Below are 23,066 nucleotides of genomic sequence, written 5' to 3'. Positions count from 1 at the left end.
TGAGCAACATAAAAAGCCGCAGCTAAGTACTGCGGCTTTTTATTAGAATCAATCTGTTGATGTTTAAGTGCTTTTTTCCATTGTTAACTGCACTGCGTGTGTGTTCGAGGTTGAGTTTTCAATAAACCAAATACTATTTTCTTCGCCCTGATAGGCACGTTTGATCACTTTTCGTTGGCCATAATATGCAATGATGGCAAACAAAATAGCGATTAATTCAACATACCAAGCTTGCCCTTGCATGATCAACCAAGGCGTCGGTAGGAAAATAGCCGTCGTTAAACTCGTGATTGGGATCAGGATACAAATAAGGGTAATTAGCGCTAGTAAATGAATGGCTGCTTTGGCTGCACCTTGCCAAAAAGCATAAAATAGCGCACTTAAAAATACGCCATAATAGACCCACATATAAAGCTCATTGACGTTAAGTAACGAAATGGTTGCCCATTTAGTGATTAACAGTGCAGCCATAACACCTGCTATCGATCCTAAACACACCCCGACAGTAAGAGCTGCCATGCGCGTGTAGCTTTTGTTTTGCTCTGCAGAGTGTTTATTTCGTCTTTTTTCTAACCAGAGTAAATTACCAGTATAAAAAAGCGCAGCGCCCGCTAAACCAAGAGCAAAATACACCCAACGGACCCATTCTCCCCCATAGCTACCAAAGTGCAGGGCGAAAAAACTCCCCACGATCCGGCTCCAAATCCCTTCATTGCCTGGATTAAAGGTTGAACCTGCGATTTCTAAAGTATAAGGATTCATGAAAAGATAGTCATACATTGGGCCACGCATCATTTCGTGTTCATTCAGCAGGGTCACGGTGAGCGAGGGGGTGGTGGAAGTCAGGCCGCTAAAACTCATGGCCTGTACTTGATAACCTTCAACATAAGATTGCGCAACGGCTATTTGTTCACTCAGGCTTGGTAAGGCGTCCAATTGATAGGCGACGGCAGCACCTACGGGTCGTGCAAATAGCGCAACTTCGCCGTAGATCAGGAATAAGCCACCGTAAAAAAAATCATGAAAAGTAAAAACAACTGCCGTTAAAGCAATAATGACATGGAAGGGAAAACTGGTGATCCCCAGTAAATTATGGGTGTCTAACCAAAAGCGGCTCGCCCCTTTATCTGTGCGCAGGGCAAAAAAGCTTTTGGTCAGGGTTGGGAGCAAAAATATGAGTCCTGAAATAAGGGCTAAAAAATACAGGATGGCTGCAATTCCAACTAGGTAGCCACCTGCGAGATGATGACCAATTTTACCGGGGATCCCTGCACTTTGGTGCAGATAGTCAATTAGGGTGCCCAATCGGTTTGGAGTTTGCATTGTGGTAATGAGCTGGCCTTGTTGATCTAACGTTGCATGGCGCATGTGGTCGTTGAAACCAGGCTCGCGATCACTGCCAGATTCGTACCAAGTAAGGGGGCTGTGCTCGGGGTTTAAATCAACCGTAAAGCTGTTTGCCATGTCAGGAAATTGCAACGCAGCTTGCTTGACTAAATGATCATAATGGATTGGTTCGGGATGGCTTAATACCGTATTAGGTGGCGAAGTCCATTGGTCGATAGGGGCTTTAAACATGGTTAATGCGCCGGCAAAAAAACCAATAAATAAAAATAACCCGGCAATGATGCCTGTCCAAGTGTGTAGGTTTTGATAGGTTCTTAAAATAGGACTGGGGATTCTCATTGGAGGCTCCAGAGTAAAAAGTACACCGAATAAACTAAGCCGTTTGCACCACCAAAATACAGTAATGCGTTGCGACGATTTGTGAATAAATAGACGAGGCTTAAAAAAGTTAACCAAAGGGGGGAAACCACCCACATATTAAACTGCACTTTGTCTTTGCCTTCTATGCCATGGGGGCCAAACCAAGCAAAAATAGCGACTAGACCATAGGCCAAAAACAGCCCAAAAAACACACCAATCAGGGTTTTGCTCCACCAATGGGGTTTGAAATGAGTATCAGCCTTCATTTTTTGCTCCTTTAAACAGTAAGGCGCACAAAGGCAAGCTCGCACCAATGAGCATTAATACAACGAGGACCGAAAACACACTGCTGACGACACTCATGCTTAACAATAAACTCAGCATTGATAGGATTATCAATCCGCATGCCCATTTTCGGTACTTTTTGTGTGCCGGTTTTTGTTGAATGTGTTGATATTTATTGGTGAGGTACAGCAAGCTAACAGCAAAAAACGCTAATAAGATAGCAAGTATTTCAAACACGATAATTTCGACTCCATGAAAAACATATTTTAACAAATCGCTCAATCGTCCGACGCTCAAATAGTGGTGTCTATGTAAGCAGAAGGTATGGCCACTACTGAGTTTGAGGGCTCGGTAGTGGCCATAAAACTGAAAAAAGCAATGCATTATGAAGGAGTTGAAATTTAAATTCAAATATAAATAGAAATGATTTCTATTTGATGTTGTGTTTTCTATTTGGTACATTAACGCTGATTTTTTCTTATACCACTTTTGCGCTAAGTATTTACTTAGGCTTTTTATTTGTTCTTACAGAGGGATGTATGACGGCAAATGTATTTCGATTAAGTGCTTTGGCACTATCTATTGTTTCAGTTTTATCAAGTGCTAGTGTATTGGCTGAAGATGCAGCTGATGATCCCATGACATCTATTGAAAAAATTACAGTAATGGGTGAAAAAACAGAACGTTCTTTAAAAGATACCACTTCGTCAGTATCGGTGATTAGTGCTGAGCAATTAGCAAATGGGCAATATTCATCTATTTCAAATGCGATTTCTGAAGTATCGAATGTCGTGGTGCTTAATGGATCTGCACCTGATATTCGAGGTGTCTCGGGCAATGGTTCTGCTGGGGGATTTAACTCGTTTACCGGCGGTGCAAAAGCACGTGTTTCAACCATTGTCGATGGTGTTGTTGATCCATTTATTGCTGATTTAACCGGTGATACGGGGCTGTGGGATATTGAACAAATAGAGGTCTTTCGTGGTCCACAATCGACCAGTAATGGCCGAAATAGTATTGCAGGTTCTGTCTTTATTAAAACCAAAGATCCGAGTTTTGATTGGAATGGAGCAGTTCGAGTTGGTTATCGCAATCAAGAGAATCATCTCGATAGCGCATTGATGCTGACTGGCCCGATTTTAGACGATCAATTGGCGTTTCGGATCACCGCTCAAAATGTAGATGGCGATACGTATAATAAAGGCGTTAATTATGAAACCAACCCTGCTAACTTTGATCTCAATGAAGTAAAAACGCAGCGCGTGCGCAGTAAGTTTTTGTGGCAGCCGCAGCAAAATGACGATCTTCAAGTGATGTATAGCTACTCATTTAACAAAGAGACAGGTGATACAGGCCGAAATTACTTTTCGGGTGACGATCCTTGGGCCTACATCCCTGTGTGGCAAAGAGATGTCAGCACAGAATCTAACACGCATGCAATCAATGCTGATTATCGCCTTAATAACAGCAGTTCGATCGACTTGATTGTAGCGATTATGGATTATCAGTGGGGATTTTATGGCTATGAACCGACCCCTGAGATGGACACCTTTGTTGATATGCAAGACGACAGCAGAACCATCGATGCGAAATATAACTTTGGTTTAGATACTCCGCATTTCAAAGGATTCATCGGTTTTGCGCATTATCAACGTACCCAAGATTTTGGCAGTACAGGAGCCTATGTGTATGGGGGAGATGATCGCAGCGACTCAAATGCGATTTATGGTGAAGTCAGTGTGGATGTAGGCGCTCAATACCGTGTGATTGCCGGTGGCCGAGTTGAAAAAGAAAAACAGCGACGCGATTTTGCCATGCAGTCTCGACATGGACTCGTAAGTGACAAATTAAACACAGATAAGACAATCGTGTTGCCAAAATTAGTGTTGCAGTATTTATATTCAGATGATACGACTATTTCTGCTAGTGCGCGCCGAGGGTATAACTCAGCAGGTGGCGCTATGTCACAAGACAATGAATATTATTATTTTGATGAAGAGTCGGTTAATACGTATGAATTGACATTGCGCAGTTCACTGGACGAAGGCAATGTGAATATTAGTGCCAATGTGTTTTTTAATAACTACAATGGTTATCAATCATCTAATATGCAACGCAGAATCACCAATATTGATAAAGTGACGACCAGTGGTATTGAGCTTGAAGTCTTTACAATGCTGACCCGAGATTTACAATTAAAAGGTGGCTTAGGTTTATTACAATCAGAGATAAAAGAAGCCCAACCAAGTTTTGGCTCTATCATCGGCAATGAGCTAAATAGTGCGCCGGGGATCACTGCAAATTTAGCCGCGACCTACTGGTTTAATGATGCCTTTAGCATGGCTTTAAGTAGTCAGTACATTGATGAGTATTATGCAGATTTTCAAAATACCAAAGAGCGTGTTGCCGGAGACTATATGTTGACGCGCTTAAATGCGGATTATGAACATGGCCAGTGGTTGATTAGTGGCTATATTAATAACCTGTTTGACGAAAAAGCATTAACAGTCAATGAACCACCAGGCTGGTATCCACATGGACATGTTGCGGTGGTTGATCCACAAACGTTAGGTATGTCCGTTACTTATTCTTTTTAAATAAAAGCATGAGTTCAGTTTATGTAAGGCCAGCAACACAAAGTGTGCTGGCCTTTTTTGTGACTGGTTATACCCGTCATCTTTCAAGATGCTCGGGTGTTGGCTACGAACTTTCAGCTCAATTACATAGCTTATCTAACCTGAACTTTGGTTAAGAGATTTACTAACGTATTGATATTGAATTGGTAAATATTTTTTCAAGTCTGTAGCCGGAAACTTTTAAGGATAACAAGGCGAATTTACGCGTCAATAGCTGGCCTATTGTAAGTAAATTCAACGCCGTTAGCGTTGAAAGTAGCCGCTGGAGATAAATTTATTATCCAGAGCTCAGGTTATCTATGCTCATGAAGATTCAGGCACTTGCCGCCTACGCGAATATTGAAATCCATTGGGTATATAGCTTAATCTTCTATAAAAAAATCACGCGCAAGCAGCACTTTTAAAGCAACACTGACTAATCAAAGTAACTTTGTGCTTTTGGTAATAGCGTGAATTAAAAGAGCTCATCTAGTTTAAAGTATTCTATTTTGGGGCCTGGTTGGTCGGCGATTTTTTGTATTTTAAGGGCGACTTGCTCGGCGCGGATGGGTCGGTATTTTTTGAGCGCAGGGAGTTTACACACAAAGGGTAATAAATAGCTCCCCATCTTTTCGCCTAAGCGAAAGTCATGATTGCGAGTGCCAAGCAACAGCGACGGTTGCACAATACTAATGCGTTTAAAGGGCAGGATCAGTATTTGTTGCTCAAGTTCGCCTTTCATTTTTAAATAGGAGCTTGTGCTGTTGACATTGGCACCACTGGATGAAACAAGAATGTAATGGGGAATGGCGTTGTGCGCTGCTAATTGGGCGGCACTAAATTGATAGTCGACATCAACTTTACGTTGATTAGCGATTGAACCCGCTCTTTTTTTCGTGGTGCCTAAACAAGAAAAAAGCACATCGGCGTTAAAAAGTGCGGCATGTTGCTCTAAATGGTCAAAATCAACCACCTGATTGATCACTTTGGCTGAACCATGAGGCGCAGGGCGCCGTGTAAACGTAATAATTTTTTGGTAGTTAGTCAGAATAAGTTGATTAACTAACGCATTCCCGACAAGGCCTGTTGAACCTATCACTATGGCGACTTTATTGTTCATTCAATTTACCTTGCTGTTTATTTAATTATCGAAAAACACCTTGTTTGTGCGCTGATTGTTGATGATATTAACGACTAAAACAATGCTTAATCTTATTTTTGAAAGAGTTATAGATGCAGGGAGTAACTCATTAGCTGGTAAAGATGACTCAGTTTTAATCGGTCGCATGGATAGGAAATAACCCGATGACTTTACTCTGGCTGTATTCTGTCAAATCAGAAATAGCCAGAGTTTGGAGACCATTAAGCTAAAAAATCAATATAAATACATAGCCTTGCATCGTGGCCTTTAAACTCAGGTGAAGCTGTGATCAAAGCATGCACTTCATGATCAATCCATTGCGAGCCTTTATATACGGCAATATCACCATCACAAAAGTGGTTAATAATGGATTGATTTGGCTGTTTAATCTGATGGCGAGTATCGTTAGGTTGCATCGGTAAAAATTCAGCATCTTCATGGGTGATCCAGCGCTCCCCTGTGCCACCAATTGTTGAGGTCATCCTTGCACTCATTTGATTTTGATGAAATGCGGGGCTATGAGCATGATCGCAACTTAAAATGCGAATGCCAATTTCTTTTGGTTCAAATAAAGTCACAAACATATCGAGCATCAGCATGGCATGGTTGGTAATTAAGTTACCGTGAGTGCTTGTCTGAAAAATAGCGCTAATATGTTCTGCTAAATCGTTATTAACAGCGCCTTGATATCGCAGGATTTCACCGTGTTTTTGGCTAGCAAATTTTTTAGCTGCTTGTGAAAGTGCCCAATTAGCAGGGCTGCAATAACAGGCTAAAGAGGCATTAACTTGATATATCTCGCTTAAAATATTGGCAGAATCACTAATTGGATAAATTGTAGTGGGTGTTTTATGTGTCGAGTGTCGAGCCATCATGAGTTATTGGATTAATGTTATGTGATAATGTATCAAATTTATCATTTAATCTTATCCAATACAAAAGTTTTGTCTCGTTAAAGAGCGCACTTTAGTTGCGCTTGCATTTATTGAAATGGAAACCGCTTTTTCGCTTACTTTTACTGCATGGGAAACACTTAATAATGAGCAAGTGTTAGCGTTTGAAAGCTGTTTAGTCACAATTCATCCTTTACGGTATTGAGTGCCCTGTGCCGGTTTTAAAATTATTTAAAAGGGCGTATTTAAATAAGCTTAGAATTGACGAATTAAACGCTGTAGGTGTGGGTTGTGGTCCGCATTACAATCAACTTCAGCGTGGGCAAGATGTGATGTACAACCAGCATCTTATTAAAAGTGCTGACGTTACTTACCCAAGCTGGCGGCCTCGTAAGGTTTTAATATGCGGTGATAATGAAAACCCAAACCTGTTGGCTAACGCATGTGCCGACATTGATTTATTGGTGCACGAAGCCACGTTTACCGGTGACGATTTATGACGAGTGAGTAAACATACTGGGCACAGTGATGCAAAACGGGTGGCGCAATTTTGCCGAGCAATGCCGTATTCTTCAAGTGGCGCTGTACCACTTTTCAAGTCGCCATCATGGCCCAAGTATGCTAAAACCTTTATCACTAGAAGTGAGGCAGTTTTATCACGCAAACCTTATCTTAGCAGAAGATGGTGGGGTGGTTGTGCTCCCTAAATCGACCAATTAATACGTTATGTTATTGATGGCAACAAAACACGCCATAAAAAATATCTAACAGAGAGTTTTTAGATAATTTCACTATAATCATGTTTATTCAATTGATATCGTAAAGTTATAAGGTGAACTTGGAATCAAAATGCACAGTAACCACGGCGCTAAAATAGCAAAACCCTTAAAGATATCGATCTCTGTGTTGATTTTTATTTTATCGTTTTCCATTCATTTTGCTTTAGTGCAAGTAGGTAGTTTATTTACTATCCCGTTTGGCTTTGCCAGTGTTATTTGGCCTGCGACAGGTGTAATACTGGGTTTGTATTTGTTATTTGGTTGGCCGGTATTAGTGGCTGCATTTTGTTCGCTCAGTATCGTATGGCTACAAGATAGTGTATTAAGTCAAGTCTCGCTCGGTTGGGCATTGCTACTTTCTGTTATTGGATGTATCCAATTGATGTTCTGCCGGTGGTTGGTCTTTAGGGTGTTTGCACTCCCTGTTAGAGTAAGCTATCCATTTGAAATAATTAAGTTTTTAATTGTAACAGGACCAGTGTCGTCCTTGGTAACAGCCCTTTGTGTAGGGGTTGTTTTGTGTGTTATAACGCCATTGTTACCTGAAGTTGTTATCTATATCGCAGTAACAAAATGGGTGGGCGATGCGTTTTCAATTATATTTTTAACGCCGATTATTTTATTTCTGTATCCAAATCGCTTTGTTAAAAAAGCCAAAAAACCATTTGCGGCAATAGTAACCAGCGTTGTCGCGTATTTGATGGTGAGTTTTATTTTTAGTGTTTCACAGGCTAATTTTGAGCGCGATAGGCGCGAAGAGTTTGTGAATACAACGGCTCCTTTTGTTGAGCAAATTAGCAGTGCGCAATCAACCATTAAATTATATTTAAAAGCATTAGAGGCATTTTTTCAGGCCAGTGCGCTTATTTCCCGAGAAGAGTTCAATGATTTTACGGCCATTGTACAAGATGAGAAGGTTAAAGTGAGGGCGATTGGCTGGTTGCCACTTATTCGGTTAGAAGATAAAGAAGCGTTCGAATCGGTTTTAGCTGCTGAATCATTTAATAATAAAGAAATTAAGCAGCTAACATCCTCTGGATTTATCAAAGCACCACAGCAAGACTTTTATTTACCAATTAAGTACCTTGCTCCGTTAGCGGGCAATCAAGCTGCTATTGGGCTTGATATTGCCAGCCACCCAATTGCTGGAGCAACGGCAAAAAATGCAATTGAAACACATACGTTTTCGATTACTCCCTTACTTTCGCTGGCTCAGCAACAAAATAAAACCACAGGTGTGGTTGTTTATTACCCTGTATTTGCTAAGTCTGAACCAAAAAATCTGCACTCGCTGATTGGCTTAACTGAGGTGGTTTTGGAGCTAGAGGTCTTGCTTGACCCTGTTTTTGGCCACGACGCTTCGCGACCATTTAGCTATCAATTACAATATGGTAATAATGTGTTTTCTAATGGGTCATTTGAATCATTAAATGCTTTGGTACACGCTGTTGAATTTAGTTTGTTTGATAAAAAAGCAGTACTGACATTTTCAAGCACTGATGTGTTTGAGCGAACCCTTGTTAATTGGGTTGATTTTGTGATTGTACTTATTGGCTCAATATTAGGGGTGATTTGCGTCTTTTTTGTATTTGTAATTGTGTCATTTAACTCACACTTAAAGAAAAAAGTCAGTAGTAGTACGCATGAGCTTCAGAAAAAAAATACCGAGCTTATCAAAGCCAATGAAGCTAAAAATTTGTTTTTGGCCAATATCAGCCATGAATACCGTACTCCGCTAAATGCTATTATGGGTTTTTGTGATATTGCCAAACGTGAAACCCATGAAGCGCATATTCAAGATTATTTAGCGAAAATTCATGACGCTTCGACCATTTTGCTTGGCACAGTTAACGATGTCTTGGATTTTTCAAAGATGCAAGCGGGCCAACTCGAACTCGATATGGTGCCGTTTAACCCTAAAACTGCGGTTTTGTCGGTGGTTGATATGCTAAATGATAAAGCTTCTACCAAAGGCTTAATCATTGCATGCCATTTTAATGATGAGTTTTCAACTTCGGTTGAAGGGGATGATTTACGTTTTAAACAAATCATGATTAATTTATTAAATAATGCGATTAAGTTTACTGATGAAGGCACAATTACGCTATTTGGCGAATGCTCCATTAACAAAGAAGAATGCAACTTGTTAATCAAAGTCGTCGATACGGGGATCGGGATCGCGTTGCATAACCAAGAAAAATTATTCCAATCATTTTCACAAGCCCAAGGATCAATTACCCGAAAATACGGTGGCACGGGATTAGGGCTTTCGATTGTTAAGCAGCTATGCGGTTTAATGGGCGGAAATGTGGTCTTACGTAGTGAATTTGGTCAAGGAGCTGAGTTTATTGTGACATTAACATTGCAAAAAGCATCTGCTGCAGAGTCACAATGCCAGTCATCAGAAGGTGACGCTGAAAATTTCGATTTCAGCGCAATGAAGGTATTAGTTGTTGAAGATAATAAGATTAATCAAATCGTTGTACAAAAACATTTGCAAAACTTAAACATAAATTGTGACATTGTTAATGATGGTTTAGAAGCCCTTGATTATTTAAAGTGTCATATCCCAGACTTGATCTTAATGGATTTACAAATGCCCAACATGGATGGCTTTACTGCGTCTGAGTTAATAAGGCAAGCTGAAATGTTACGGCATATTCCTATTGTAATTTTAAGTGCGAGTGTGGGCAAAGCTGAGCGAGACAAGGCCGCGGCGTTGGGTATTAATGGTTTTATCAATAAACCATTTAGTGAGACTGATCTTAAAGCGGTGTTAATTAAGCATCAAGTTAAGGTGTAGTTGATAAGGATATAGCAATAACGCGATAGATAACCTGACTCTTATTTAATAACTTGAATGTCTGTCTGAATTAACGATGTTAAAAAGTGCATCAAAGTGCATCAAAGTGCATCAAAGTGCAAAAGTGTCACTGAAATAATACTGTTCATCAGTGTGATGTAAGCTCACAATCGGCAAAAGGTTTTGTCATAGCCTGAGCAATCAGGCTATGACTGTAGCAATAAATACGTCAGTAAATGGCTGAAACCAGATAATCCATCACGCTCGGTGGTGTTGATGGCACAATTTTAAGTGAGAATAAACTCTGTGGTTTGGGTAAAAAGCCGCGTTCGACCATTTCATTTAACAGCGTAATATCACTCACGCCCGTTTTACCCACCAGTAATACACTTAAATCTTGGGTTTCACTCAAATTAAGCATGTCCCTAAATCCTTTTAGGTATAAATAATCTTTGGTAAAGCCGCCACCGCGATACACCCGTGTTGTAAGCGTGAATGCATCATTATCGGGTAATGCAAAGCGCTGTTGTAAAGTGTGAAAAGTATGCGAAAAATCACGTTGTGTCAGCATTAAGTTGACGGCAACCACCCGCATTGCCAATGTTTGTAGGCGGCGCAACGTTAAGCTGCCCGAACTATATTCACTTAAAATAGCTAACCCTTCTTGGGTGTGCGTATCACCAATTAAGCCTAATGACATCACTTTTAGCGGCTGTTTTTTGGCATTTAAGGTAGTCACCATATGAATACCCAGTTCATGGTGGGCAAACGCATTCAGTTCTTGATCAGAAAAGCACGTGTCTTTATTGATGTATAAAATGTGTTTTTCATTATTGACCATGGCTTTAGCCACTAATTTGGCTGACTTTTCGATTTTACAATCAAGGCCCCAGTCTTTGGCACGTTGCTTAAAATACGCCACAGCGGCATCGGCATTGTGCTCAAGTGGCCCTTCTTGATTGGCAATGACAGGAGCGCGCAATAAAAACTCTGCGTTAGCGAGGTCGTTTTTGTCAGGTTCACCATAATATTTTAACGAGTTATAGATAAACTCATTGCTGCCAATGGAGGTTAATAATTCAATTTTAGTGGCAAGATGATCGATAAAACGGCGATAAAACTGTTGTATGTCGGCATCTAAAATATTCTCAACCGGTAATTTATACAGTTGCTCACGAAATTGGTGCGGATTAATGTTGAGTTGTTTGTATTTAAACTGTGGCGTGTAACTGGTTTTGTTACTGAAAAACTTTTTACGCTCGCTGGCTAAATTAACAGGATTAATAAAGTTAAGCGTGCCGACATTTTTACACAGGGCATAGAGTTTTTTATCAACATCAAGTACTTCTTTCGCAATCGCTGAAGACAAAATATCTTCACGACGTGTTTTACGGCTGTGGCTAAAGCGACGCATAAAAAACGCGGCAGTTTCAGACACTGCTTGTTTAAGGCCGACTTTTAGCTCATCGAGCACTAAATGATAAAGCTCGCTTTTTGTTTCATTCAAAAAAACATCTTGTACACACAAGGGCAGGGCTAGGGTGTGATCAAAATGGGCGTAAATATGCGTTGTCAGGTAATGGTGGTTGTCTCTGTTAGCGGTTGCTTGCGCGCTCACTTCAAGGTTGGGTAAACGAATTTGTTTTAATTGGCGAACAAAATGCTGACTAATGTTGTTAAAACGTGAGACATCAAGCTGGCTAATATCTATAGCAAACGTGGTGGGCTGTCGTTTCGTATCAACACTGCAAAGGCTTACCACCATGGCATGTTTAAACAGCTGCTCGAGTTTTGTCACAAGCGCTTTAAGTACAGTATAAAAACAGTCATGCTTTTGTAGACTCAGGGCGCGTTGTTTGCTGGTCCAGCTTTTGTGCCACAAAGGTGTGCCGCAAGGTAGGCTTGATTTGATGGCATGGGCTTTCACCTGACTTAAATCGTATTCAAGGCTGCTGTCGTTTGCAATCAGAGTGATGGGAAACGATGAGAGTAATTCATCACAGTATTGGCTACTTAATGTTAAGCGCTCTTCTTGGCTCATGGTCGCAATTGCCGCTAAATCCTGACGAAGATTTTGACCACTTGTTAGTGCGGTGCACACTAATGGGCTGTACTCATCAATTTTTAAGGTAAATGCTCCCTCTGCGACACTTGCGTGAAAACATTGTCCTTGGTTGATGAGTTTAATGCATTCTTGTTCAGATAATGTGAGCATTTGTTATCGCTTGTTCAGATTTGGATTGTGTGAAAGTAAACTGCATGGCCAGATAGTCAATTTCCTAAATAGACACTTAGGTGCGCTGTAGATGCAGCGTTTAAATTTTGCGCTATATTTGTACAAATTTAAGCCTTTTAAAAATATAACACAGACGAGTTTTATTTTTGTTGTCTATGCCAAGAGTAAACGACTCAAATTGCTGCGAAAGTGTAGTCTGAATTAAGGCCTTTAGGTATCAATAAATACTGATAGAGCTTTATTTTTTAAGTAGCGTGACGGCAATGTTATGAGTCAATAGGGTTAGTGGGGATGGAGTTTTTAGCTGTGTATTGGACTATCGACTATGAGATTTTTAACTCTGATACCTGTAATGTGGGGTGAAATACAGATACAGGTATCATTTAAATGCGAGATTAGTCCACAATTGTTATACAAAGGTTGCGTAGTTTGATAAGTTTAAATTCATTATTTGCTTACAGATAAGCAGACATTTAACAAGGATGGTCAATATGAACAAGCACGACGCTGAAGAGTTGTCTGGTAGTACCGATAAAAGTCTTAAATATTTAGGTATTGTGTTAGGGGTGTTACTAGGTTGTGCGATTGGATATTTTTCGGTGCAATTATTCAAGAGTATTTTTTAGTTTTATGTGATTAGTTTTGGGGGCGTTATGTTGCATCAATCGACAACGGGGTTAATAGTGGTTGATATTCAAGGTAAACTCGCCACCTTAATGCACGACAGCCACACGCTAATTAGCCAAAATGAAACGCTTATTTTGGGGGCGCGCCAACTTTCTTTACCTATTTTTTGGTTAGAACAAAATCCATTAAAACTTGGTGCGACAATACCTTGCTTAGCGCAGCATTTAGCGCCAAATCAACCCATTGAAAAGTATAGTTTTGACGCTTGTAAAACCGACTCTTTTAACCACGCCTTAAAAAAACAACCAGGTATTAAACAATGGCTAATATGTGGTATTGAAGCACACATTTGTGTTTATCAAACGGCAATGGGCTTATTGCAATTAGGCCATCACGTTGAAATTGTTACCGATTGTGTTTCATCTCGAACTGAATTTAATAAAGAATTAGCATTAAAGAAATTAGTCAGTTTTGGGGCACATTTAACCTCAGTTGAAATGTGTTTGTTTGAGTTGATGTCTGATTGTGACGCGCCAGAATTTAAAGCCATTTTACAATTAATAAAATAGAGTAGGTCGATGTTTCGTTGGATACGAAGTTGTTTTTCGCATGATATTTTGGTCGAACTGAGTGAAAAACGCATACAAGCGAGGGTGTTTTCAAGCAGCTTTGGTTTTGATGATATTCCGCTGATAGCGATTGAGCGGATAAAAAACCAAGACGTGATCCGTGCCATCGGGCAAGATTGCGCCAATTTTAGCGGTTCAAATATTCAAGTAGTTAATCCTTTTTCGCATCCGCGTATGCTAGTGGCAAACTTCGTTTATGCAGAAAAAATACTGCAACATGCCGTTAAAACCTTGCATCAAGGCTGGTTCCGACCAGCACCGCGCATGCTAATTCATCAATTAGAAAAAACAGCGGGTGGCTTAACTGATATTGAAATTCGAGTGCTTCGTGAATTAGCATTAGGAGCAGGCGCACGGGAGGTGTTTATTTATTGTGGAAAAACCATTAATCCAACATTAAGCCGATTAGATGATTTTTTAGCCCCTCAAAATTTACTTTAACACTCTATACTCTATTTTAAATGCTGATTACTAACGCATACACTGGCGTAACAACGCTATAAGTATAGGTTTTATGGTAGCAACACTTCCTCGGTGGGTTGAATATGGGGCGTTTATTTTGGCTGCAGTGGCAGGCAGTGTGAATGCCATAGGGTTGATTGGTTTTGGGCATCAATCGATTTCGCATTTATCGGGCTCTGCCACCTTACTTGGCATGGGTTTGATTAGCCCTTTTTACGGGCAAGTGGTGCATTTAATTGGTGTATTGCTGAGCTTTATGGTCGGTGCTGCATTATCTGGTTGGGTGTTATCGGGGCAATCACTAAAGCTTGGGCGTTATTACGATGTGTTGCTGATCATTGAAGCCATGTTGCTGGCTATCTCAATGTACTTTTTAAATGCAGATTTAGCGTGGGGGCATTTTAGTGCATCTGCAGCCTGCGGTTTACAAAATGCATTAGCTACAACGTACAGTGGCGCGATTGTCAGAACTACACATGTCACGGGTATTTTTACTGATCTAGGTATCATGCTTGGCGCAAAGCTGCGCGGCGAAACGTTCGATAAGCGTAAAGCGATACTGTTTTTATTAATTATTATCGGCTTTATTGTGGGTGGAATGTTAGGTGCTTGGCTGTTTAGTTACTGGCAATTTATGGCTTTAGCCATGCCAGCGATTATTTGTTTGATGCTTGCGTTTGCCTATCGAATTTATAGCCGCCATCTGCATACACTCTGAGCGTGCAATGTCATTTAAGCAACTTAATCGCTAAATAATTGAGCAAGCGCTCACAGTAGTACCGTCCGAAGAGCTCAGTTCTATCATCAATTTCTACCTGTCTACGGGTTAAAAAATACAGGTTTAGCCTCTTTTATTACCAACAATGCCGATACGGTAAATACACCATCGAATTTGGGCTGGTTACCCGCCAATATCACTTTGTACTCTTTTTAACTAGGTTGATACATTTTCCAACAGTTATTAACAATGAAATTACCTAATATGGGCTAGAAAGTTAGAAATCCAGCAATTAAAAACACACGTTATACCAATCACGATAAGTAAGTGATCAAAAATAGCGTAGGAAAAACATTTGAGAACAAGGCAGATTTTTTCGATAAGTCGTTATTCTACAATCAAAAAATCTAACGAAGTTATCGAGTGTTTTAACAAGCTAGGGTGAACAGTTATTCATTACGATTGGTATTATATTTATCAGGAAGATACAACATGAAAAAAGGTTACTTATTAGCTCTCACAGCAGTATTTGGTATATGCACAATGGCGCAGGCGAATGGATCGCAGCCCTGGTATGTCGGTGCGCTTTACAACACCCAATCGTTTAACGACCATGATTTTGAAACGGTGGGCGTAATAGGTGGTTATAAAATTTCAGACTATTTAAGTTTAGAAAGCCAGCTCTCAACGGGTGTCTCAGGTTATCGCGGTGCAATGATGTTCGTTGATTATAAATATCAAGAAGATATTCAATGGCAAGCAGCATTGCTAGCGAAAGTATCGTACCCCGTTACTGATGTATTTAACGTATATGGGTTAGCGGGTGCGTCAAAATCGGTCTTTAAAATTAAAACCTCAACGAGTAGCTATAAAGATTCAGTCTTTATTGGCAGTGAGCCTTATAATTTAAAGCACACGAGTGATGGGTTTACCTATGGAGTCGGTGCAAGCTATCAAGTAATACCCCAATTGAGCGTATTTGCTCAATATCAAGTGCTACCCGATTTTAGTTCATATAACTCAACTAGTTCAAAAAATATGTCGCTAGGTTTCAACTATCAGTTCTAGGGCGTGTCATCTCGTTAATGGATAGGTTTAAGAAAAAACACGCGAGCGACAGAGCCAATTGCTTGAGTTTCATAGTAATTTCATTGAGATAATGAGTTGTAAACATAAAATTAACACTTGACTGTTAAATGAGCGGCTTGTAGTTTATTTTAGGTGTATCACCATGGATGAATTAAAATGAAACAATATTTGTTACTTGCTACGTTATTTCTTACACCTACCTTAGCTTGCGCCGATGAAACAAAATTAGCACCCGAATTCCAAGGGCAAACTTGGAATTCTAAATACACTCTGTCCTATGACGATTTAAATAATGTGCTTGATATTATGGTGCTCGATACCGGTTTATCTAATCGAGATAGCATGGGGAGTAATCGTGCAAACATTGGCACAAAGTTAAAAGCTAGCCGTAATAAACATACAGCTCTTGAGGCTAATCGTTTTTATTTTGAAGCGTTCAAAACAGATGAACTAAAAAATGTCTTTACAAAAATCAGGCAATCACTTGAGCAAGTACCCAATGAGTTACCGTTAAAAGAGCTTAAACGTAAAGAGCAGCTGGCTTATTGGCTTAATCTTTACAATGTAACTGTGCTTGAGCAGCTGATCAATCGATATCCTATTTCCAAGCTAGAAGATGAATTAACTGATGATGATTCATTTTTAAATGAAAAGTTACTGACAGTTGCGGGTCATAAGTTGTCGCTAAGACAAATTCAAGATGAAATTTTATTTGAAAAGTTTGGTGATCAACCTACTGTGATTTACGGCTTATATCAAGGCAATATAGGCAGCCCCAATATTCGAACAGAGGCTTATACTGGCGATAAAGTGGATTTACAACTTGAGCGTAATGCCACGGAGTTTATTAATTCAAATCGGGGCGTATTTCGCCATGGTAAAAATAAAGTCCGTGTGAGCCAGTTTTATGAGCAACATGCTAAATACTTCCCCAATTTTAAAGAGGATTTAGTTAAGCATTTATCCCTGTATTTAAAAGGCGAAATGAAAACAGCTCTCGTGGATGCCAAACGTATCACCACCGATATGGAAGATTGGAGCATCACGGATGTATATGGTTCATTACGCAGCTATGGCACTAGTGCAAATAATAATGGTGCCGCAATGCTCGACTCAGCATCAGCGAATTCAACCGATTCTAGCCGTGATGGTTCAGGGGGTGGGGTATCAGCTTACAATTTAGCGCTCATTTCGGATCAAGTGGCATCACGTACTCTTTCTTTTGGCCGTTTTAGTGCAGATCAAGCGGTTATGTTGCGTAAAATTCAAGATAAGAAAACGCAAACAGGTAGTTCAGTAACAGTCACTGACTTATCAAGTGATGAAAAAAACGATAATTAACACCTCTACGGGTAGATATAAAAACGGCAGAGTTTACTCTGCCGTTTTTATATCTAGGATTACCAATTATTTGTTTATGTTTGATTGAATCAAAATGTCGGCTTTGCTATGGTCACGTCACTCTTAAGTAACCTGAGCTCTGGATAATAAATTTATCTCCAGCGGCTACTTTCAACGCTAACGGCGTTGAATTTACTTACAATAGGCCAGCTATTGACGCGTAAATTCGCCTTGTTATCCTTAAAAGTTTCCGGCTACAGACTTGAAAAAACATTTACCAATTCAATATCAATACGTTAGTAAATCTTTTAACCAAAGCTCAGGTTAAGTAGATTACTTGGTTGTTGAATTAAAGTGCTTATTTTCAGGTCTAACTTCACAGCCTTCAGGCTGAATTTATATCCTATTTGTTTAAATTGTTAGGAGATATTTATGGTAAATAATTTTGCCATTTCACATGCGGTTAAAGCTGATCTGCCTTTTATTTATCAGCTCGATCATGATTCGTTTACTGGTGAAGGGTACCCCGCTTTTTTTCTGCGTCAGGCATTTGATTGTTGGCGCAATCATTTTTGGGTGATGAAAGAAAACGGTGACGTGATTGCCTATTTATTGTTGGTACCCTCTAGTGACATCATGGGCGATGGCTGGATTTTATCGCTTGCAGTCAGTGAACATGCAAGAGGGCAAGGGATCGCCAAAGCAATGGTCACACATGCGATTGTTCATGCAACTGATTTTAAGCGTTTATTATTGACCGTAAGCCCTGATAATGACGTGGCTTTAGCGTTATACCAACAATTTGGTTTTGCTGAAATTGCACACGAAAATGATTATTTTGAGCAAGGTGATAGCCGGGCTATTTTGGCGCTAACGTTATAGTAATTAGCTTGGTGTTTGTTGGTAATGGGTCGTTTTGATTGTTATGTTTAATTTTGTAGCTAGTTAGTCGCGTTTTTGGAGATGTTATGATTATTGCGTGCCCACAGTGTAATGGCTTAAATCGAGTTCCGGACGGTAAAGTCAGTGAGCAACCTAAATGCGGTAAATGCAAAGCCTTACTTTTTACGGGGCAAGTGCTTGATTTAACCAGTGACAATTTTATCGCTCACAGTCAAAAATCTGAACTGCCGTTGGTGGTTGATTTTTGGGCTAGCTGGTGCGGCCCGTGTCAGCAATTTGCCCCTATTTTTAATCAAGTGGCGAGTCGAAAATCCACCCAATTTCGTTTTGGTAAAATAAATACAGAACAACAACAAGCCTTAGCAGCGCAGTTTAATATTCGTTCTATACCCACCTTGATGATTATTAAACAAGGAACAATCGTGGTGCAACAAGCGGGCGCTTTGCCTCAATCGGCTTTTGAACAATGGCTCAATTCACACTGAGTTTAAACAAATTGAGTTTTTGAGGTAAGGCAAAAGTTTGTTAGGATCGGTACATACATTATTATCGAGCTATAGGGCTTAAATATGCTTAACTTGTGTAAATGGATGATAAGCAAACTCCCACTTTTATTGTTTATACTCTTACCAATTGGATTCATTATTTACCCGTTTGTCGATACGTTTATTTACACTCAAGAGACCTATCCGCAGCTTGGGAGTACAAAGAGTTTTGGTTATCATTTGGGTAAAAACTTTGCATCATATTTACCCGCTACACATACTGGCATGTTGTTATTGAGTTTGGCATCGTTGATCGGTGGCTGTTTATATTCAGTCATTCAACACGTATATCACTATTATATGAAGGTAAGGTCTGTTTAAAAATTAGGCTTTCAACCTTTGTTTAGCACGTGAGATTACTCAATGTGAACAGCGCTGACTGTACATAATATGGATACGGTAAACTTATATTTTGAGGCTTGATTTTTAAATTAATGATAAATTTATTTTATATTTATCATTAGTTTAGGGTGTTAATAAGTCTTTTGTTTAACAGTAAAATTAAGTACTAAAACCTGCTGTTTTTGGCCTTAAGTTTGTTCTAGCGCAATAAATGGGTCATCAATAGCTCTTACACTGCTTGTAACTTAACTTACTTCATTGTTCAAGATTAAAGGAATAGGTAAATGGCCTCACAGAGTCAGCATCGTGTTTATATCCCAAGCAACGCGCGTTCAAATCAATATATTTTGGCTGAGTTTAAATTGGATGATGCGTTTTATCAGCAATTTTCAAGCCCCGCAGAGGCGTATCAAAAAATAAGTGAACAGCTCTTTGCGCTGTGTGAAGAGTCGAATTTACATAATGTCCATTTGATTGCCAATGATAAGCTGCCAATCGTACGTTTTCATGAAGAAGCGTATTGTATGCAAACTAAAAAACAGGTGATGTTTTTTTATAATCCTAAATACCATGAGTCATATACGAGTATTTGTGATGAGCACTACGTCGCTAAAAAAATTCGCATTGTATTTTTAGCAACCGGTGATGAACTGCGCGCTAATGCAGCCCAATTTCACATGCGTGTCGCTGCGGTCATTAAACAGTTTAAACTGACATTGCCTGAGTCGATTAATACGATTAAAGTGCGTGATCATCAGCATTTAACCTACGATTTATTTGCCAATGCAAAAGGCAATAAAGAAAGTTATGGTTATAAGTTACGAAGCCTAGCGCCGCGTTATCAAACTCGTGAGTGTCCATTACCGGCCAAGCACAGTGAAATGACGTATGCCACGGTGAGTATTCCCCTAACTCGCGCCATTAAAACGCAATTTTTACCGCAAGGTGATCAAGGGTACGCTAATTTATACCGTTATTTAGAAGATACGTTTTTAACCGCATGTGGTGGTAAAAAATTACAGCGTATTGCCATGGTCGCCAATGACCGTATTCCGTTGGTGCGCAACAGCCAAGTTGATGGTAATGCACACAATAGTGAGTTACAAAAAATCAGTTTTGATCCTGCTAATCATGACACCCAATATTATGGTTTTTGGCAAGACGATAAATTAGTGCAAACGGTTTATTTTATTATTGCTGCTGGTGATGAAGATAAAAATGACATCGGTTTTGGTAAGTTTATGAACAGTGTTGAGGGGGCAATGCGAAGCGTTGCAGATAAACTTCAAATCCCGGCAAACCAACAAAATGTCACGATCCGTTTTTATCAGCATGTGAGTTATCACCACGATTAATCGGTCGATAAAATAAATAAGAGGCAGCCAGTAGGCTGCCTCTTTGCTTTTGGCTCTAAGGGGGAAACCAAACAGTACTCGTTATCTTACATGCTGTTACGCCATCGCGTCGCAATAACGGCGGTTGACTTCTTGCCAATCAATTACGTTATAAAATGCATTAATATATTCAGGGCGGCGATTTTGATATTTTAAATAATACGCATGCTCCCATACATCCAGCGCTAAAATCGGCGTATTACCATGCATTAAAGGGCTATCTTGATTGAGCGAGCTTTCAACCACTAAGGTTTTTTGGGGCGTTACAGACAACCACGCCCAGCCACTACCAAAACGTTTTAATGCCGCAGCGGTAAACGCATCTTTAAAATTGCTAAACCCACCTAACTCGTGATCAATTGCAATCGCAATGTCATCCGTCGGTACGCCACCGCCATCAGGTGACATTATTTGCCAAAACAGGCTGTGATTTGCATGACCGCCTCCATGATCGCGCACCACAGGTTTGAGTGATTCAGGCAGAGATGCAAATGTCAGTAATACGTCTTCTATTTTGTATTTTTCATAATCGGTACCTGAAAGTGCCGCATTGATGTTATTGACATAAGTGTTGTGGTGCAACGTATGGTGAATCTCCATTGTTCTGGCGTCAATATGAGGTTCAAGTGCATCATATGCATAAGCAAGTTTTGGAAGTTGATAAGCCATAACGGTCCTTATTTAATGTAAAACACGGGAATTGAAAGGGAGGTGTATGGTTTGCGGTGTGTAGGCCGCACCATGTTGTAGCCATTGCTGATAACAGCGCCGACTTTGTCTTGCGGCTACTTCGGCAATATTAGGGTTGCGATGTAATGTTAGTCTCATCATGGCTTCATAGGCATGGTAAAGCTGTATAGCACCTTGATCGGGTTGATTTTTTGCTTTTAAGCAATCTGCAATATTGTGCATCGTTACCACCCATGCAGCCGCGCAATGAGCAAATGTTTCAATAGCGGCTTCATCGAGCGAATTACTCAGCAACATACTCATTTGGTTGGCGCTGGCTAACTCAGCGGCTTGATAAGTTGCGAGTGCTTTATCGTAGTGGTGCTCGATAAAGGAGCGATTAGCGGCTTGCATCAGTTGTTGCCAGTCTTGTAAAAGCTGTTGGTGGGTCTGTAGCTGGCTTGATAACTGTGATTGCATAATAACTCCATTTGATAATGATTCTCAACTAGAGGCAGTCTAACCTAAATAAATGCAAATGAGAATTGTTTTTAATTGGTTTTTTGATGAAAGCGTGAGAGGTAATAAAATGCTTTCTTTGAAGGTGCTTCCGTTTTAATTGGCTGAGTATTTTAGGCTATTTAGCTGCAATATATTTTTCAAAAAACAATGCAAGATAATTATTTTGTTGAGTTTTTTCTTTGTGATTCAATAAAGTTGCTAGCATTAGAAGTAATTATTACCTTTGAAGCAAAGTAAATGGCCAAGTTCGACCAAGATCAGCTGGATATTGAAAACCAACAAGCACGCTCGGATATTCGCAGCGACAGCGCGATTCAACACTTGCTTGAAAGGATGCCAAAAGACATACAAGACAGCTTTAGTGAAGCGCAGCTATCGCATTTGCGGGTAGCACTTGGAGCCCGAAGTTGGGGAAATCATAAGGTTGATATTCGAAGTACGTTTAAGTTATTTAAATATCGTTATTATTATGTGTTTGTCGCAGGGCGCAATCGTCGAGAATTGTCGCGTCAAGAAAAGCAGTTTGCACTGATGGTGCAGGCGTTGTTTGTATCGGGTTTTATTATTTTCAGTGCCTTATTTGGTATATTTGTTTTGTACATTATTAAATCGGCTTTAGGCATTGATATCTTTCCGAATTTTTCTTTTGGTGTGTGGGGCTGGTTTAAAGAAACGTTTTTAACTTAATTGATAACTTTCGATTGATTGAATTTGGTGATGGCAGCGTTGTTAGATAAGGCGAAATAACGATTCTCTTGGTCTGGTTGTTTGCTTTTTTGAGCTTTATTTTTTGCTCAATTTTATCGCTCTATTGGACACAATCGGCCATTGTGAGACACCCAAATTGACTTCATTTCCCAGCGGCAATTAAATGCAACTGTACAAGGATCTTGCTGAGTAAAGTATGTTTTATAATTGTTAACTCAACGCCAACCGGGCTTATGCCGCTAGGGCTACGACTGTCCAATTAGCAGGCAAGCCGATGCTGCTTGCACCGTTCTTGTTTCCCACTCTGGAAAACGAGAGTTTGCATTACCAAACGAACATTGGGTATGGCATTTTTTATATGTCACATAGGTAAGTTCAGTGCGGTAATTACAAACATATACTCTGCGCTCATTCTAGTAATCGCCACAATCAGTATTTTGCACTTGAATATCATAAAAAGTAATAAAATCAATTACTATGGTTTTATTTTTAGTTGCCAAAGTACCCAATAAAATCAGGCCAAATAAAGCCGGTAGTCGGGTGATAATGTTCATTTTTATTCCTTCCCAAGTTATTTCTTCCCGAGGCATTCAAAGTAAATGAGCGGCTACCTAAGTAATGCTCTCGTTCCTTTATTGTATTTTTTAAATCACCATTT

The 23,066-nt window shown here is 39.9% G+C and carries 23 protein-coding genes; 14 read left to right on the top strand and 9 right to left on the bottom strand.

The genetic code is table 11. From position 1 onward, the window contains the following. Positions 1-63: 63 nt before the first annotated feature. From AC3KZC_RS19660 to AC3KZC_RS19650, 3 genes are read right to left on the bottom strand one after another with little or no spacing between them, the layout of a single operon-like run. Positions 64-1,686 carry a PepSY-associated TM helix domain-containing protein gene (locus tag AC3KZC_RS19660; protein ID WP_490579357.1) on the bottom strand — a complete coding sequence of 541 codons (1,623 nt, stop codon included), beginning with the start codon at positions 1,684-1,686 and terminating at the stop codon, positions 64-66. Continuing rightward, positions 1,683-1,973, bottom strand: coding sequence for a hypothetical protein (locus tag AC3KZC_RS19655; protein ID WP_490579356.1), 291 nt, complete (start codon positions 1,971-1,973; stop codon positions 1,683-1,685). The genes AC3KZC_RS19660 and AC3KZC_RS19655 overlap by 4 nt, the downstream gene beginning before the upstream one ends. Further along, on the bottom strand, positions 1,963-2,229 hold the full coding sequence (locus tag AC3KZC_RS19650; RefSeq protein WP_490579355.1) for a hypothetical protein: 267 nt from the start codon (positions 2,227-2,229) through the stop codon (positions 1,963-1,965). The genes AC3KZC_RS19655 and AC3KZC_RS19650 overlap by 11 nt, the downstream gene beginning before the upstream one ends. Before the next feature lie 302 nt (positions 2,230-2,531). On the opposite strand from AC3KZC_RS19650, the gene AC3KZC_RS19645 reads away from it, so the two are divergent. After that, positions 2,532-4,589 carry a TonB-dependent receptor gene (locus AC3KZC_RS19645; protein WP_490579354.1) on the top strand — a complete coding sequence of 686 codons (2,058 nt, stop codon included), beginning with the start codon at positions 2,532-2,534 and terminating at the stop codon, positions 4,587-4,589. A gap of 493 nt (positions 4,590-5,082) precedes the next feature. Here AC3KZC_RS19645 and AC3KZC_RS19640 read toward each other — a convergent pair whose 3' ends face one another. Next, on the bottom strand, positions 5,083-5,727 hold the full coding sequence (locus AC3KZC_RS19640) for an NAD-dependent epimerase/dehydratase family protein (RefSeq protein WP_490579353.1): 645 nt from the start codon (positions 5,725-5,727) through the stop codon (positions 5,083-5,085). A 242-nt stretch (positions 5,728-5,969) separates the two neighbouring features. Continuing rightward, positions 5,970-6,623, bottom strand: coding sequence for a DUF1826 domain-containing protein (locus AC3KZC_RS19635; protein ID WP_490579352.1), 654 nt, complete (start codon positions 6,621-6,623; stop codon positions 5,970-5,972). A gap of 230 nt (positions 6,624-6,853) precedes the next feature. Here AC3KZC_RS19635 and AC3KZC_RS19630 point away from each other — a divergent pair, with 230 nt between their 5' ends. From AC3KZC_RS19630 to AC3KZC_RS19620, 3 genes are all read left to right on the top strand, one after another. Beyond that, a complete protein-coding gene (locus tag AC3KZC_RS19630) occupies positions 6,854-7,141 on the top strand; it encodes an MBL fold metallo-hydrolase (RefSeq protein WP_490579351.1) in 288 nt (95 codons plus the stop codon). A gap of 28 nt (positions 7,142-7,169) precedes the next feature. Next, positions 7,170-7,361: a hypothetical protein gene (locus AC3KZC_RS19625; RefSeq protein ID WP_490579350.1), complete on the top strand. Its 192-nt coding sequence runs from the start codon at positions 7,170-7,172 to the stop codon at positions 7,359-7,361. Between the two features lie 129 nt (positions 7,362-7,490). Continuing rightward, positions 7,491-10,223, top strand: coding sequence for a CHASE domain-containing hybrid sensor histidine kinase/response regulator family protein (locus AC3KZC_RS19620; RefSeq protein ID WP_490579349.1), 2,733 nt, complete (start codon positions 7,491-7,493; stop codon positions 10,221-10,223). A gap of 229 nt (positions 10,224-10,452) precedes the next feature. Here AC3KZC_RS19620 and AC3KZC_RS19615 read toward each other — a convergent pair whose 3' ends face one another. Next, positions 10,453-12,438: a flavohemoglobin expression-modulating QEGLA motif protein gene (locus AC3KZC_RS19615; RefSeq protein ID WP_490579348.1), complete on the bottom strand. Its 1,986-nt coding sequence runs from the start codon at positions 12,436-12,438 to the stop codon at positions 10,453-10,455. Positions 12,439-12,950: 512 nt separating this feature from the next. On the opposite strand from AC3KZC_RS19615, the gene AC3KZC_RS19610 reads away from it, so the two are divergent. The 9 genes from AC3KZC_RS19610 (at position 12,951) to AC3KZC_RS19570 (ending at position 20,470) form a co-directional block, all read left to right on the top strand. Then, a complete protein-coding gene (locus AC3KZC_RS19610; protein WP_490579347.1) occupies positions 12,951-13,085 on the top strand; it encodes a hypothetical protein in 135 nt (44 codons plus the stop codon). Between the two features lie 27 nt (positions 13,086-13,112). Next, the gene (locus AC3KZC_RS19605; protein WP_490579346.1) at positions 13,113-13,655 is read left to right on the top strand and encodes an isochorismatase family protein; all 543 of its coding nucleotides are present in this window, start codon (positions 13,113-13,115) and stop codon (positions 13,653-13,655) included. A gap of 9 nt (positions 13,656-13,664) precedes the next feature. Further along, positions 13,665-14,156 carry a rod shape-determining protein gene (locus tag AC3KZC_RS19600; protein WP_490579345.1) on the top strand — a complete coding sequence of 164 codons (492 nt, stop codon included), beginning with the start codon at positions 13,665-13,667 and terminating at the stop codon, positions 14,154-14,156. 73 nt (positions 14,157-14,229) lie between these two features. Beyond that, positions 14,230-14,895 carry a YoaK family protein gene (locus tag AC3KZC_RS19595; RefSeq protein WP_490579344.1) on the top strand — a complete coding sequence of 222 codons (666 nt, stop codon included), beginning with the start codon at positions 14,230-14,232 and terminating at the stop codon, positions 14,893-14,895. Positions 14,896-15,387: 492 nt separating this feature from the next. Continuing rightward, positions 15,388-15,963 carry a porin family protein gene (locus AC3KZC_RS19590; RefSeq protein ID WP_490579343.1) on the top strand — a complete coding sequence of 192 codons (576 nt, stop codon included), beginning with the start codon at positions 15,388-15,390 and terminating at the stop codon, positions 15,961-15,963. A 177-nt stretch (positions 15,964-16,140) separates the two neighbouring features. Then, positions 16,141-17,325: a DUF547 domain-containing protein gene (locus tag AC3KZC_RS19585; protein ID WP_490579342.1), complete on the top strand. Its 1,185-nt coding sequence runs from the start codon at positions 16,141-16,143 to the stop codon at positions 17,323-17,325. Between the two features lie 432 nt (positions 17,326-17,757). Next, complete coding sequence (locus AC3KZC_RS19580; protein WP_490579341.1) at positions 17,758-18,207, top strand: GNAT family N-acetyltransferase; 450 nt, start codon at positions 17,758-17,760, stop codon at positions 18,205-18,207. An 86-nt stretch (positions 18,208-18,293) separates the two neighbouring features. Then, on the top strand, positions 18,294-18,713 hold the full coding sequence (gene trxC, locus AC3KZC_RS19575; RefSeq protein WP_490579340.1) for a thioredoxin TrxC: 420 nt from the start codon (positions 18,294-18,296) through the stop codon (positions 18,711-18,713). Between the two features lie 686 nt (positions 18,714-19,399). Then, on the top strand, positions 19,400-20,470 hold the full coding sequence (locus tag AC3KZC_RS19570; RefSeq protein WP_490579339.1) for a DUF3083 family protein: 1,071 nt from the start codon (positions 19,400-19,402) through the stop codon (positions 20,468-20,470). 96 nt (positions 20,471-20,566) lie between these two features. Here AC3KZC_RS19570 and AC3KZC_RS19565 read toward each other — a convergent pair whose 3' ends face one another. Both AC3KZC_RS19565 and AC3KZC_RS19560 read right to left on the bottom strand, forming a co-directional pair. Beyond that, positions 20,567-21,178, bottom strand: a complete 612-nt coding sequence (locus AC3KZC_RS19565; protein ID WP_490579338.1) for a superoxide dismutase — start codon at positions 21,176-21,178, stop codon at positions 20,567-20,569. Positions 21,179-21,190: 12 nt separating this feature from the next. Then, complete coding sequence (locus AC3KZC_RS19560; protein ID WP_490579337.1) at positions 21,191-21,658, bottom strand: DUF2753 family protein; 468 nt, start codon at positions 21,656-21,658, stop codon at positions 21,191-21,193. 279 nt (positions 21,659-21,937) lie between these two features. Here AC3KZC_RS19560 and AC3KZC_RS19555 point away from each other — a divergent pair, with 279 nt between their 5' ends. Next, the gene (locus AC3KZC_RS19555) at positions 21,938-22,387 is read left to right on the top strand and encodes a 3-phosphoshikimate 1-carboxyvinyltransferase (RefSeq protein WP_490579336.1); all 450 of its coding nucleotides are present in this window, start codon (positions 21,938-21,940) and stop codon (positions 22,385-22,387) included. A 434-nt stretch (positions 22,388-22,821) separates the two neighbouring features. On the opposite strand, the gene AC3KZC_RS19550 is transcribed toward AC3KZC_RS19555, so the two are convergent. Beyond that, a complete protein-coding gene (locus AC3KZC_RS19550; protein ID WP_490579335.1) occupies positions 22,822-22,962 on the bottom strand; it encodes a hypothetical protein in 141 nt (46 codons plus the stop codon). Between the last annotated feature and the right edge of the window lie 104 nt (positions 22,963-23,066).

This window comes from Pseudoalteromonas sp. J2K-J031, from assembly GCF_058197095.2.
Note: the sequence above shows the minus strand (reverse complement) of the source record. Positions and strands in the feature narration are given on the sequence as shown.

Bases quoted from the DNA above. Each gene is read 5' to 3' on its own strand.
- AC3KZC_RS19660 (WP_490579357.1), bottom strand. From the start codon at position 1,686: ATGAGAATCCCCAGTCCTATTTTAAGAACCTATCAAAACCTACACACT.
- AC3KZC_RS19655 (WP_490579356.1), bottom strand. From the start codon at position 1,973: ATGAAGGCTGATACTCATTTCAAACCCCATTGGTGGAGCAAAACCCTG.
- AC3KZC_RS19645 (WP_490579354.1), top strand. From the start codon at position 2,532: ATGACGGCAAATGTATTTCGATTAAGTGCTTTGGCACTATCTATTGTT.
- AC3KZC_RS19640 (WP_490579353.1), bottom strand. From the start codon at position 5,727: ATGAACAATAAAGTCGCCATAGTGATAGGTTCAACAGGCCTTGTCGGG.
- AC3KZC_RS19635 (WP_490579352.1), bottom strand. From the start codon at position 6,623: ATGATGGCTCGACACTCGACACATAAAACACCCACTACAATTTATCCA.
- AC3KZC_RS19625 (WP_490579350.1), top strand. From the start codon at position 7,170: ATGCAAAACGGGTGGCGCAATTTTGCCGAGCAATGCCGTATTCTTCAA.
- AC3KZC_RS19620 (WP_490579349.1), top strand. From the start codon at position 7,491: ATGCACAGTAACCACGGCGCTAAAATAGCAAAACCCTTAAAGATATCG.
- AC3KZC_RS19615 (WP_490579348.1), bottom strand. From the start codon at position 12,438: ATGCTCACATTATCTGAACAAGAATGCATTAAACTCATCAACCAAGGA.
- AC3KZC_RS19610 (WP_490579347.1), top strand. From the start codon at position 12,951: ATGAACAAGCACGACGCTGAAGAGTTGTCTGGTAGTACCGATAAAAGT.
- AC3KZC_RS19605 (WP_490579346.1), top strand. From the start codon at position 13,113: ATGTTGCATCAATCGACAACGGGGTTAATAGTGGTTGATATTCAAGGT.
- AC3KZC_RS19600 (WP_490579345.1), top strand. From the start codon at position 13,665: ATGTTTCGTTGGATACGAAGTTGTTTTTCGCATGATATTTTGGTCGAA.
- AC3KZC_RS19595 (WP_490579344.1), top strand. From the start codon at position 14,230: ATGGTAGCAACACTTCCTCGGTGGGTTGAATATGGGGCGTTTATTTTG.
- AC3KZC_RS19590 (WP_490579343.1), top strand. From the start codon at position 15,388: ATGAAAAAAGGTTACTTATTAGCTCTCACAGCAGTATTTGGTATATGC.
- AC3KZC_RS19585 (WP_490579342.1), top strand. From the start codon at position 16,141: ATGAAACAATATTTGTTACTTGCTACGTTATTTCTTACACCTACCTTA.
- AC3KZC_RS19580 (WP_490579341.1), top strand. From the start codon at position 17,758: ATGGTAAATAATTTTGCCATTTCACATGCGGTTAAAGCTGATCTGCCT.
- trxC (WP_490579340.1), top strand. From the start codon at position 18,294: ATGATTATTGCGTGCCCACAGTGTAATGGCTTAAATCGAGTTCCGGAC.
- AC3KZC_RS19570 (WP_490579339.1), top strand. From the start codon at position 19,400: ATGGCCTCACAGAGTCAGCATCGTGTTTATATCCCAAGCAACGCGCGT.
- AC3KZC_RS19565 (WP_490579338.1), bottom strand. From the start codon at position 21,178: ATGGCTTATCAACTTCCAAAACTTGCTTATGCATATGATGCACTTGAA.
- AC3KZC_RS19560 (WP_490579337.1), bottom strand. From the start codon at position 21,658: ATGCAATCACAGTTATCAAGCCAGCTACAGACCCACCAACAGCTTTTA.
- AC3KZC_RS19555 (WP_490579336.1), top strand. From the start codon at position 21,938: ATGGCCAAGTTCGACCAAGATCAGCTGGATATTGAAAACCAACAAGCA.
- AC3KZC_RS19550 (WP_490579335.1), bottom strand. From the start codon at position 22,962: ATGAACATTATCACCCGACTACCGGCTTTATTTGGCCTGATTTTATTG.